Source organism: Lysinibacillus sp. RC46, assembly GCF_041262385.1.
Lineage (GTDB): Bacteria > Bacillota > Bacilli > Bacillales_A > Planococcaceae > Lysinibacillus.
This window is the reverse complement of sequence record NZ_JBGCCF010000009.1, coordinates 41,549-53,655: the sequence shown is the minus strand read 5'-3', so window position 1 is coordinate 53,655 and position 12,107 is coordinate 41,549. Positions and strand designations below refer to the sequence as shown.

General features: G+C 39.6%; 12 protein-coding genes. 8 read left to right on the top strand and 4 right to left on the bottom strand.

Features of this window, described 5'->3' with window-relative positions:
* The first annotated feature begins 18 nt into the window (after positions 1-18).
* The 6 genes from ABH966_RS10290 (at position 19) to cysI (ending at position 5,767) form a co-directional block, all read left to right on the top strand.
* Entirely contained in the window at positions 19-228 is a 210-nt protein-coding gene (locus ABH966_RS10290; RefSeq protein ID WP_370078055.1) for a hypothetical protein, read from the top strand.
* 270 nt (positions 229-498) lie between these two features.
* The gene (gene cobA, locus ABH966_RS10285) at positions 499-1,275 is read left to right on the top strand and encodes a uroporphyrinogen-III C-methyltransferase (protein WP_370078053.1); all 777 of its coding nucleotides are present in this window, start codon (positions 499-501) and stop codon (positions 1,273-1,275) included.
* Positions 1,276-1,287: 12 nt separating this feature from the next.
* A complete protein-coding gene (locus ABH966_RS10280) occupies positions 1,288-2,028 on the top strand; it encodes a sirohydrochlorin chelatase (protein WP_370078051.1) in 741 nt (246 codons plus the stop codon).
* A complete protein-coding gene (locus ABH966_RS10275) occupies positions 2,028-2,177 on the top strand; it encodes a YezD family protein (RefSeq protein ID WP_370042262.1) in 150 nt (49 codons plus the stop codon). The genes ABH966_RS10280 and ABH966_RS10275 overlap by 1 nt, the downstream gene beginning before the upstream one ends.
* Before the next feature lie 63 nt (positions 2,178-2,240).
* Positions 2,241-4,028: an assimilatory sulfite reductase (NADPH) flavoprotein subunit gene (locus tag ABH966_RS10270; RefSeq protein ID WP_370078049.1), complete on the top strand. Its 1,788-nt coding sequence runs from the start codon at positions 2,241-2,243 to the stop codon at positions 4,026-4,028.
* Positions 4,029-4,045: 17 nt separating this feature from the next.
* Complete coding sequence (gene cysI, locus ABH966_RS10265) at positions 4,046-5,767, top strand: assimilatory sulfite reductase (NADPH) hemoprotein subunit (protein WP_370078047.1); 1,722 nt, start codon at positions 4,046-4,048, stop codon at positions 5,765-5,767.
* A 247-nt stretch (positions 5,768-6,014) separates the two neighbouring features.
* On the opposite strand, the gene ABH966_RS10260 is transcribed toward cysI, so the two are convergent.
* From ABH966_RS10260 to ABH966_RS10245, 4 genes are read right to left on the bottom strand one after another with little or no spacing between them, the layout of a single operon-like run.
* A complete protein-coding gene (locus ABH966_RS10260) occupies positions 6,015-7,085 on the bottom strand; it encodes a sulfate/molybdate ABC transporter ATP-binding protein (RefSeq protein ID WP_370078045.1) in 1,071 nt (356 codons plus the stop codon).
* Positions 7,086-7,101: 16 nt separating this feature from the next.
* The gene (gene cysW, locus ABH966_RS10255; protein ID WP_370078043.1) at positions 7,102-7,977 is read right to left on the bottom strand and encodes a sulfate ABC transporter permease subunit CysW; all 876 of its coding nucleotides are present in this window, start codon (positions 7,975-7,977) and stop codon (positions 7,102-7,104) included.
* 9 nt (positions 7,978-7,986) lie between these two features.
* A complete protein-coding gene (cysT, locus tag ABH966_RS10250; protein ID WP_370078041.1) occupies positions 7,987-8,820 on the bottom strand; it encodes a sulfate ABC transporter permease subunit CysT in 834 nt (277 codons plus the stop codon).
* 15 nt (positions 8,821-8,835) lie between these two features.
* Positions 8,836-9,888 carry a sulfate ABC transporter substrate-binding protein gene (locus ABH966_RS10245; RefSeq protein WP_370078039.1) on the bottom strand — a complete coding sequence of 351 codons (1,053 nt, stop codon included), beginning with the start codon at positions 9,886-9,888 and terminating at the stop codon, positions 8,836-8,838.
* A gap of 432 nt (positions 9,889-10,320) precedes the next feature.
* Between ABH966_RS10245 and ABH966_RS10240 the strand changes: the two genes are divergently transcribed.
* Together ABH966_RS10240 and ABH966_RS10235 are read left to right on the top strand one after the other, a co-directional pair.
* Positions 10,321-11,022 (top strand): phosphoadenylyl-sulfate reductase, encoded by a 702-nt coding sequence (locus tag ABH966_RS10240; protein ID WP_370078037.1) that lies wholly within the window; start codon positions 10,321-10,323, stop codon positions 11,020-11,022.
* A gap of 12 nt (positions 11,023-11,034) precedes the next feature.
* Positions 11,035-12,099, top strand: coding sequence for a sulfate permease (locus tag ABH966_RS10235; RefSeq protein ID WP_370078035.1), 1,065 nt, complete (start codon positions 11,035-11,037; stop codon positions 12,097-12,099).
* Positions 12,100-12,107 lie beyond the last annotated feature (8 nt).

The window sequence follows — 12,107 nt, the reverse complement described above, 5'->3', positions numbered from 1 at the left end:
AAAAAAGGGAGGAAGCTTATGACATTCTTCGGAGGTTTTCCAGGAGGCTTTATGCCAGTAGGTGGGCCGTTTTTCCGACCGCCATTTTTCGGGCCGCCATTTTTTGGACCACCATTTTTCGGGCCGCCATTTTTCGGCCCACCGTTTTTCAGACCGCCGTTTTTCGGTCCGGGTTTCAGACCAGGTTTCAGACCAGGTCCACCATTTAGAGGTCCTCGTAGATTTTAATTCAAATAAGATAGATCTCAAAAAAACCAGATGTCAGCAAGTGACACCTGGTTTTTTCTTTAATTAAGTAAATAAAATAAATATCATATTCTAGGCACTAAATAAACTGTTGACAGAATATACTACATTATATATTATTCTTATTATATTACTAAGAATTAAATACGTAGCTGACTAGCAAACTAGAGGCTCAAATTATTCACAGACATTGCTCTGTCCATGAATGATTTGAGTCTTTTTTTTCTATCTGACAAGAGGGAGTGAAATCAAATGGGAAAAGTTTTTATAGTGGGTGCTGGTCCTGGTGATGTTGATCTTATCACGGTAAAAGGATTACGGTGTATCGAATGTGCTGATGTCATCCTGTATGACAGACTCATTAATAAGAATCTACTATCCTATGCTAAACAAGAGGCTAAGCTTATCTTTTGCGGTAAGCTACCGCAGCAGCACGCCATGATTCAAGAGCAAATTAATCAATCACTTGTCAGCCATGCACAGCAAGGATTGATTGTGACGAGATTAAAGGGAGGCGACCCCTTCGTGTTTGGAAGGGGGGCTGAGGAAGCAGAGGTGCTAGCTCAGCATAATATTCCATTTGAAATTGTGCCTGGCATTACTTCAGGGATAGCAGCTCCTGCCTATGCTGGGATTCCTGTTACACATCGTGACTTAAGCTCAAGTTTTGCAGTGGTTACTGGACATATGAGAGAGGGCAAGGATGATGCCATCCGATGGGAAAGTCTGGCGAAAGGGATTGATACGATTGCTATTTATATGGGGGTCGGTAACCTTCCCTATATCCGTCAGCAGCTACTTAAGTATGGCCGTGATCAAGAAACACCAATAGCGCTCATTCATTGGGGTACATTTTCTCAACAAAAAACAGTCACAGGTACTTTAGCTAATATTGAAGAACTAGTGCAGCGAGAAAATATTCAAAATCCAAGCGTAATTGTAGTAGGGAAAGTTGTGACTTTGAGGGAAACAATTCAATGGTTCGAGCAAAACATTCCACAGCCACAGTTAGCAGAAATTTCTGTGTAAGGATGTGGGGTTATGCAAGCCATTTTATATATCGCTCATGGAAGTAGAGTAAAGGCAGGAGTAGAGCAAGCTGTAACCTTTCTAAAGAGTGTACAACAGGAGATTGACATACCGATTCAAGAAATTAGTTTTTTAGAACTCGCGACGCCGACAATTGCTGAAGGTATAGCAAGCTGTATTAACCAAGGGGCTACAGCTATAGCGATCGTGCCTATTTTATTGCTTGCCGCTCAGCATGCAAAACACGATATTCCGAATGAAATTGAAAAAGCAAAAAAACAGCATCCACAAGTGCGTTTTACATACGGTGAACCACTTGGTGTCCATGAACTATTAATTGATACATTACAGACTAGAATTTTAGAAGCAAGGTGCCCTACTAACGATGCAAGTGTTTTACTTATAGGTCGTGGGAGTAGTGATCCTGAAGTAAAGAGTGTTTTAGCCAAAATTGCGGCAAGATTACGTGATAAATATGCTTATAAAACCGTAGACACATGTTTTTTATATGGAATGGGTCCTACGTTTGAAGAGTGGTTACAACAAGAGAAGAATAGGACCAATCCAGTATTTATAGTGCCGTATTTGTTGTTTACTGGGATTTTGCGCCAAAGCATAACAAGGCGATTACAAGATTATGAGAATAAGAACGTTATGTTATGTGAAAGTTTAGGCTATGACGACAATGTAAAGAAAGTTTTAGTGGAACGTATTTATCCATTGTTAAAATTTACCGAGGAAGGTGTTTTGTAATGATAGATAAAAGAACTGAAAATGTAAATCTAGCATTAGATAATGTTCGCCAAATTTTAAATACTGTGAACCACGGATCGATTACATTGATTGTGCAAAATTCCTATGTGGTCCAAATTGAAAAGAAGGAAAAAATCCGACTTCGATAATAATGTTTTTGTCAGACAAAATATCAAGAGTAGAAAATGATACGAATACGTGAGGTGGCAAGATTGAAACTGCAAGTAGTGAATAGTCCATTTAATGAGGAGCAGGTAAAGCTGTTAAATGAGCTGCTTCCTAAACTAACAGGAGAACAGAGGGTGTGGTTAAACGGCTATTTAAGTGCACCACTAGCAACTATTGATGCTGTTGTCGAAGAAGCAACGCCGATAGTAAAACCAAGCACCAAGACAGTGACGATTTTATATGGTTCACAAACAGGCAATAGTCAGGGGTTAGCTGAAAAATATGCCTCAGCCTTGAAAGATAACGATGTCGACGTAACCATTTCATCGCTAGCAACGTTTAAACCAAATAATTTAAAAAAGGTAACGAATCTTTTGCTCATTGTTAGCACGCATGGGGAAGGGGATCCGCCTGATCAAGCAATACAGTTCTACGATTTTTTGCATAGTAAGCGTGCTCCTAGGTTAGAGCATCTTCATTATTCTGTACTAGCCTTAGGAGATAGTTCTTATGAATTTTTCTGTAAAACAGGAAAGGATTTTGATGAGCAACTTGTAAAATTAGGGGCAACTCTAATCGTCCCTCGCACAGATTGTGATGTAGATTATGATGACACGGCTGCACAATGGTTTTCTGCTGTTCAGCAGGAGTTGTTGCAACAGACCGATTTAGCTGCTACATCTACTACACAAAATCAGACAGTACAAGGAGACACTACATATTCTCGTAAAAATCCGTTTTATGCAGAAGTACTTGAAAACATTAATTTAAACGGCCGAGGATCAAACAAAGAAACACGCCATATTGAATTATCCATCGAAGGTGCAAGTTTCCACTTCGAACCAGGAGATAGTATCGGTATTCAACCAGATAATGATGAAAAGCTAGTAGATGCTTTAATCACTGCGTTACAGTTTGATCCACAAACGGATGTAACCGTCTTCGAAGAAACGCTACCATTAAAGGATGCATTACAAAAAAAGCTAGAAATTACTGTACTGTCAAAGCCGTTGTTACAAAAAATTGGTGCCTATACGGTCCATGAGCAATTTACAAAGCTACTTGAGGACTCTAATTCCTGGAAGGACTATGCAAAAGGAAGAGATTTACTTGACGTTGTGCAAGACTTTGCACCATTTATATGGGATGCGCAGCAATTTGTAGATTTACTACGTAAAATTCCAGCACGTCTATATTCCATTGCTAGTAGTCAAAAGGCAAATAGTGAAGAAGTACATTTAACAATTGGGAAAGTAAGCTATGAGACGAATGGACGACAACGTCTTGGTGTTTGCTCCGGAAGTGTAGCGGAACATATTCAAATTGGAGATACATTAAAGATATATGTTCATAAAAATCCGAACTTTAGATTACCGGAGCATGAGGATACACCGATTATTATGATTGGTGCTGGCACAGGTGTAGCCCCGTATCGTGCATTTTTGGAGGAGCGTGAGGAATTAGGCGTCGAAGGAAAAGCGTGGCTAATTTTGGGGGATCAACATTTTGTCACTGACTTCCTTTATCAAACGGATTGGCAGCGTTGGCTTGCTGCAGGCACGCTCAGTGAAATGCATGTCGCCTTTTCACGTGATACAGATAGAAAAATATATGTTCAACATAAAATTGAGGAAAATGCTGTCGCCTTTTATGAATGGCTAGAGCAAGGAGCTATCATTTACGTCTGTGGCGATGAAAAATCAATGGCTGCTGATGTTGATGCAACAATACTTCGCGTTATTGAACAACAGGGACAAAAAACGCCAGAGGAAGCGAAAGCCTTTGTTCAAGAGCTAAAACAGCAGAAACGCTATCAACGTGACGTCTATTAATAAAGGAGCGATAACAAATGACAGGAAAAATTATTCTACCTCCACAACCAGGGAAGCCTAGTGATGTAGAACGTATTAAAACCGACAGTAATTATCTACGCGGGACATTAGAACGTACGATGAACAATCCATTAAGCTCAGGTATTCCAGAGGATGATAATCGTCTAATGAAGTTCCATGGTAGTTATTTACAAGACGACCGCGATCTTCGTAATGAACGCCAGCGTCAAAAGCTTGAGCCTGCCTATCAATTTATGGTGCGTGTACGTACACCGGGCGGAGCAGCTACTCCAGCACAATGGCTTGTAATGGATGAAATGGCGAGAAAGTATGGTAACGGCTCCTTAAAATTAACGACACGTCAGGCGTTCCAAGTGCACGGTATTTTAAAATGGAACGTCAAAAAATATATGCAGGAAATTAATGAGGTGTTATTAGATTCTCTAGCTGCCTGCGGAGATGTCAATCGTAATGTCATGTGTAATGTGAATCCCAATCAATCCGCATTACATGAGGAAATCTATAATTGGTCTGCCAAATTAAGTGAGCATTTACTGCCTAGAACACGAGCTTACCATGAACTATGGCTAGATGGTGAAAAGGTAGTTGACACTCAAGATGAAGAAATTGAACCTATATACGGTGCGCAATATTTGCCACGTAAATTTAAAATTGGTATTGCTGTTCCGCCAAGTAATGATGTGGACGTATTCTCACAAGATATAGGGTTAATTGCAATTGCTGAAGAGGATAAGTTAATAGGTTTTAACGTAGCAGTTGGCGGAGGAATGGGCATGACACATGGCGATCATGAAACATACCCACAGCTTGCTCGTATAATTGGCTTTATCACACCTGATAAACTACTGGAAACAGCGGAGAAAATTATTACGATTCAGCGCGATTATGGGAATCGTTCGGTTCGTAAAAATGCACGTTTTAAATATACAATTGATGCTAGAGGACTTGAATGGTTTAACGAAGAACTAACACGTCGTCTAGGCTGGGATATTCAAGAGGCTCGTCCATTTACCTTTAATCGTACAGGTGATGAGTTTGGCTGGATTAAAGGTGCAGAAGGCCAATGGCATTATACATTATTTATTCAAAATGGTCGTATTAAGGACTTTGAAAATTATGAGCTACTAACAGGATTACGAGAAATTGCGAAGGTGCATACGGGTGATTTCCGCTTAACGCCAAACCAAAATTTAATGATTAGTAATGTAACGCCGCAAAAGAAGAAAAAAATCGCTGCTATTATTGAGCAATACAAGCTTACAGATGGTGCACACTATTCTGCATTGCGTCGTAATTCGATTGCTTGCGTATCGTTACCAACATGTGGTTTAGCCATGGCAGAAGCAGAGCGTTATCTGCCTTCTCTTATTACAAAAATAGAAACAATCATCGATGAAGCAGGCTTAAACGATACAGAAATCGTTATTCGCATGTCAGGCTGTCCGAATGGTTGCTCACGCGCAGCAATGGCTGAGATTGGCTTTATCGGTAAAGGTCCAGGAAAATATAATATGTATTTAGGGGCGAGCTTTACTGGTAATCGTCTCAATAAAATTTATCGCGAAAATATAGGTGAAGAGGAGATTTTAGCGGAGCTTCGTCCAATCCTTCTGCGCTATGCGAAGGAACGTCAAGATGGCGAGCATTTCGGTGATTTTGTTATTCGTGCTGGCTATGTAACAGCTGTTCACGACGGACGAGATTTTCATCATAAATAAAATAGTAGCCCTGTAGCAAATTTCTTTGCTACAGGGCTTATGTTGTTGTGTCCTATTAAATAAAGTCTGGGTCTTCGGCAAAATGAGGGATTGATTTCCGTTCCGACTGGACGCTTAGTTGTGTGACTAGTAGCCTAGAACGGGAATCATCATCATTTAAAGCGGCAGAACATTTCACAATATTTCCTTGATCATTTTGTTTTTCAACACTAAGAGCCGTGTAGCAGAAATTTGCTACACGGCTTTTTTAAATGGAAAAGTCTTCGGGGATAAAGACTTTTAATTGCTTTGGTCTGACAAATACATGGTCACCAACCTTAAGCTGCAGATTAGTAAATTGTTCTTTAGTCAGTTCTGCCTCTAAAAATTCATCTATATCTTCACGACGTAGCTCAATCTGCACGATAGGTCCGAGCAAATGAATATGGCTTACTTTGACGGGGACGGTGCCAGGTACGTTAGTTTTCTCAATATGAATATCATGGGGACGTACATAGCCTACTGCATGATCCTCTGTATGTTCTTGTACGCCAGGTACATCAATCGCAAATTCACCATGCAGGAGCTTACCATTATGTAATCGTCCTTTAAAGAGATTCACATTACCTAAAAAATCAAAAACAAAAGGGCTCTTTGGGTTTGTGTATACGTCGTCTGGGCTACCAATTTGCTCTATCTTGCCGTTGTTCATCACGACAATTCGGTCTGCAACATCAAGTGCCTCTTCCTGATCGTGTGTAACAAAAATGCTTGTTATATGAAAATCATCGTGAAGCTTTCGTAGCCAGCGCCGCAATTCCTTGCGTACCTTAGCATCCAGTGCTCCAAAAGGTTCATCTAATAAAAGCACCTTGGGCTCCACGGCGAGAGCTCTAGCAAGTGCAACACGCTGACGTTGCCCACCTGAAAGCTGAGTTGGGTAACGATCAGAAAAATTATCTAGTTTGACGAGTCGTAGAAGTTCCATCACTTTGTCCTTAATTTCAAGTTTAGAAGGTCTTGTTTTACGAGGGCGTACTTTAAGACCGTAAGCGACATTATCAAAAACTGTCATATGGCGAAAAAGCGCATAATGCTGGAATACAAAGCCTACATTTCGCTCCTTTGGATGACGATCTATCATCGATTGACCGTCAAATAAAATCTCGCCAACATCTGACGTTTCAAGCCCAGCAATAACGCGTAGTAAAGAAGTTTTGCCAGAACCAGATGGGCCGAGAAGGGCAACCAGTTCCCCTGATTGAATATGAAGTGAAACATCTTCTAAAGCTTGAAAGGAACCGAATTTTTTAGATACATTTTTAATTTGAATGCTCATGCTGACAATACCTCCTTTAGGCAGATTTTGATTTCCAAGCAATAATATCTTTAACGATAAGTGTAATAATGGCGATCACGCTCATCAATGAAGCAACGGCGAAGGCTGCTGCAAATTGGTATTCATTGTATAAAATTTCAATATGAAGGGGCATCGTATTTGTCATCCCTCTAATATGCCCTGATACAACAGAAACGGCACCAAATTCACCGATTGCCCGAGCATTACATAGGATAAGGCCGTACAATAAGCCCCATTTGATATTTGGCAATGTCACATGCCAAAATGTTTTAAAACCATTGGCACCAAGTGAAATGGATGCCTCCTCCTCAGAAGTGCCTTGTGTCTGCATAAGAGGAATAAGCTCCCGTGCAACAAAGGGCAACGTGACAAAGACAGTAGCTAGGACAATACCAGGTAGCGCAAAAACAATGTTAATGTCATGTTCAAATAGCCAATCCCCAAATAGTCCCTGTGAGCCAAATAACAAAATAAATACTAAACCTGCAATAACAGGAGATACTGCAAAAGGAAGATCGACAATCGTAAGTAATAGATTTTTCCCTTTAAAGTTGAACTTTGTTAAAGCCCAAGCAGCCATAACTCCAAAGATTGCGTTTATTGGTACTGCAATCGCGACGACAGTTAAGGTTAACTTAATAGCCGCCAATGCATCTGGATGTGTGATAGCTGCTACATATACGTCTACTCCTTTTTGAAAGGCAGTGGAAAAAATTGATACTAGCGGAAGCACAATGAACAATGCTAAAAAAGCTAGCGCAATAAAAGTTAGCGTATATCGGACAAAGCGAGGCTCTTGTAAGGCAGCAGACTTTGTCACTGCATTATTTTTTTCAGGAGCAACTTGCTGTATAAATGTTGACTGTTCCATAAATACCTCCTAATGTACAAAGCGACGATTTGCCAACCATTGTATTAAATTAATGCTAAATAATAGGATGAAGGACGTGACAAGCATGATCACTGCAATAGCAGTTGCACCAGCGTAGTCATATTGTTCGAGCTTTGTCATAATAATTAATGGCGTAATTTCAGTCTTCATCGGCATATTCCCGGCGATAAAAACAACAGAACCATACTCTCCTAGTGCACGTGCAAATGCTAATGAAAAACCTGTTAAAATGGCAGGAGCAAGCTCTGGAAAAATCACTTTACGAAAGGTTTGTAGACGAGTTGCTCCAAGGCTTGCAGAGGCTTCCTCAACCTCAGCACTAATATTTTGTAAGACAGGCTGCACAGTACGAACGACAAATGGTAGCCCGATAAATGTAAGGGCAATGATAATGCCGAGTGGTGTAAAGGCAATTTTAAAATTGAAAAATTGACCAATCCAACCATTTGGTGCATAGAGTGATGTTAAGGCAATGCCTGCTACAGCAGTTGGTAAAGCAAATGGTAAATCGACAAGCCCATCGATGATTCGTTTAAAGGGAAAGCTATAGCGCACAAGCACCCAAGCAATGATTGTGCCAAAAATAACATTTAATAAACCAGCAGCGAGAGCTGTACTGAAGCTTACCTTATAGGAAGCAACAGCACGAGGGGCGGTCACAATATTAACAAACTCTGTCCAGCTTAGAGACATTGTATGAATAAAAATCATCGATAGTGGCAATAAGACTAGCAAGCTAACATATAACATGGTATAGCCAAGAGAAAGGTGAAAGCCAGGGATAATGCGGCGTGTTTTCTTATTAGCAGTTAAACTACTCATAATAGATAGGTCTCCTTATTGAGGTACATAAATTTCGTCGAATGTACCACCATCTTTAAAATGTTTTGCTTGTGCTTCTGCCCAGCCACCGAAATCATCGATTGAAACAAGTTCAAGTTTTGGGAATTGCTCTTGATATTTTGCTAGAATTTTTTCATCTCGTGGTCGATAGTAATTTTTAGCAGCAATTTCTTGACCCCGCTTACTATATAAATGCTTTAAATAGGCCTCTGCTACTTCGCGTGTACCTTTTTTATCAACGATTTTGTCAACAATTGCCACAGGAGGCTCAGCTAAAATACTTAAAGAAGGTGTAATGATGTCAAACTCATCATCACCCAATTCATTAAGCGATAAATAGGCTTCATTTTCCCATGCAATTAAAACGTCACCAATTTTACGTTCAACAAAAGTTGTTGTAGCGCCGCGTGCACCAGAATCCAGCACCTCCACATTGCTATATAGAGCTTTCATAAATTCTTTTATTTTTGCCTCATCATTGTTATATAATTTCCCTGCATAGGCCCAAGCGGCTAAATAATTCCACCGTGCACCACCAGATGTTTTAGGGTTTGGTGTGATGACAGATACATCGTCTTTTATTAAATCATCCCAGTCTTTAATACCCTTTGGATTGCCTTTGCGTACTAAAAAGACAATAGTCGATGTATAAGGTGTAGAGTTATTTTCAAATTTTGTTTGCCAATCTTTTTTTAATAGGCCTCGAGCTTGTGCAATCTCATCAATATCGTAAGCTAGTGCTAGTGTCACAACATCAGCCTTCAGACCATCGATTACAGCTCGACCTTGTTTACCAGAGCCACCATGTGATTGTTTTATCGTTACATCTTGACCGGTTTCATCCTTCCATTTTTTTATAAAATCTTTGTTGAACTCCTCGTAAAGCTCACGTGTTGGATCATAAGATACATTTAATAGTTCTACAGTTTTTTTGGTATCCTGAGCACCTGTATCTTTTTCCGAAGAGCTACTACCACAACCTGTTAATGTCAGCGTTAATGCAGATATCAATGCTAACGATTGGAAAAGTTGTTTTCTTTTTTTCATAAAATATATCGCTCCTTTTTTGTCTAGAGAAACAAAAGGCCATCTACCAATACGATTTATAATCGTCATAAGTAGATGGCCTTCAGATCCTCTGATCAGCATTTTATATTGGTTTGGTTCAAAGCTTAGTTATACATTAAACATATATTTCCTATTAGTCAACATGGAATTAAAGATATTACTTTTGACCGGGATAAAAAATTTGGACTCATTGAAATGAATTTTTACAAAAACCTAGTTGACTACTAGGTGTACTTTAGTATATATTGGGTAATAAGAAAAATGATTGTAGAACGGGGTAGGCAATACTAGTGAACAATCATTACATAATGAACTAATAAGCTGGCTAGTAAAACTAGAGGCGTTTTAACAAAGACATGTCTATATATGTCTTTCGTTAGAACGCCTCTTTTTCGTTATGAGGGGGATTATATGCTAACATATGCAACTTGGCATGAGCCAACATTGAATTTTCAGGTAGACGAAACGAATAAGGGTGCATTGGAGGTTTTACAGTGGAGTTATGCTGAATATGGTGAGGATATCGTCTATGCATGTAGCTTTGGGATTGAGGGAATTGTCTTGATTGACCTTATTTCAAAGGTGAAGCCTAATGCTACGATTATCTTTTTAGATACAGATGTTCATTTTAAGGAAACATATGAAACAATTGATAAAGTAAAAGAAAAATATCCGCAGCTTAACATTATTATGCAAAAACCTGCACTGACACTCGAACAACAGGCAATAGAATTTGGTAATGAATTATGGAAGTCTAATGCAAATAAATGCTGCGAAATTCGCAAAATTGTGCCGTTACATGAAGCGTTAGCTGGAGCAAAGGCTTGGATTTCAGGCTTACGACGTGAACAATCACCAACCCGACAAAATATGAACTTTATCAATCATGACGATAAATTTAAATCCATTAAAATTTGTCCACTCATTCATTGGTCATGGAAGGATATCTGGCGGTATGTTTCAAAGCATAATTTGCCGTACAATCCTTTACATGATAAAGGCTATCCAAGCATTGGCTGTGAGCATTGTACAAAACCAGCATTTACAATGGATGATTTGCGTTCAGGTAGATGGCAGGGGTCTGGTAAAACTGAGTGTGGATTACATGAGTAAAGGAGTTTTGCCATGCTTGAATATGTAGCAATAGCGATTAGTTTATTTTTTGCGATGAATATAGGTGCTAGTGGAGCGGCAGCCTCAATGGGAGTTGCTTACGGAGCAGGTGCCATCAAAAAAGCTTGGCAAGCATTGCTCATTTGCTCAGTAGGAGTTTTTTCTGGGGCAGTTCTTGGAGGTGGAGAGGTAGTAAAAACAATCAGCTCCGGCATAATGCCGCAGGAGTACATTACAGTAAAGATTGTCATTATTATATTGGTTTCTGCGACAAGCTCACTATTTCTCGCCAATCTTTTAGGCATTCCGTTATCAACAAGTGAAGTGACAGTAGGAGCAGTTGTAGGTGTAGGGATTGCCTACAAAGTGTTATATATTAAATCATTGCTTGTCATCATATCGTTTTGGGTAATAGTGCCAATCATAGCGTTTGTCATTGCATTTGTCTTTGGGAAGTGGCTGTATAAATTACGAGTTAAAGGTTTGTTAAAAGATCATCCAATATTAACGATTCTCCTTGTGTTTGCAGGATTTTTCGAAGCATTTTCAGCAGGGATGAATAACGTAGCAAATGCAATTGGGCCTCTTGTTGGTGCAGGAATGATGAGTGTAACAACTGGAATATTGCTTGGTGGGGCATTTGTGGCGCTTGGGGCGGTGCTACTAGGAAAACGTGTGCTTGAAACAAACGGAAAAAAAATTATGCGCTTTGAAAAGGCAGAAGGAATATTAATATCGAGTACAGGTGCATTTCTAGTCGGTATAAGCTCTATCTTTGGGCTTCCCGTACCATTAACACAAGTAACATCCTCTTCGATTATCGGAATGGGGATGGCCAAAGACGGGAAACAAATTTTCCATAAGCATATTGTGAAAAAAATAATCCGTATTTGGATTGTCTCGCCAATCCTTTCTTTAGCCATTTCCTATTTTTTAGTACAACTTTTTTTAGAGAAAGATGTCTATGCCATCGTATTAATTGGCAGTATTATTGTTGGAACACTGGGTGTCATTAGTTTAATGCGAACAATGCGTGAAGAAGAGCGCTCAATATACGATGCGGGTGAAGGAATTTAAATATCCGG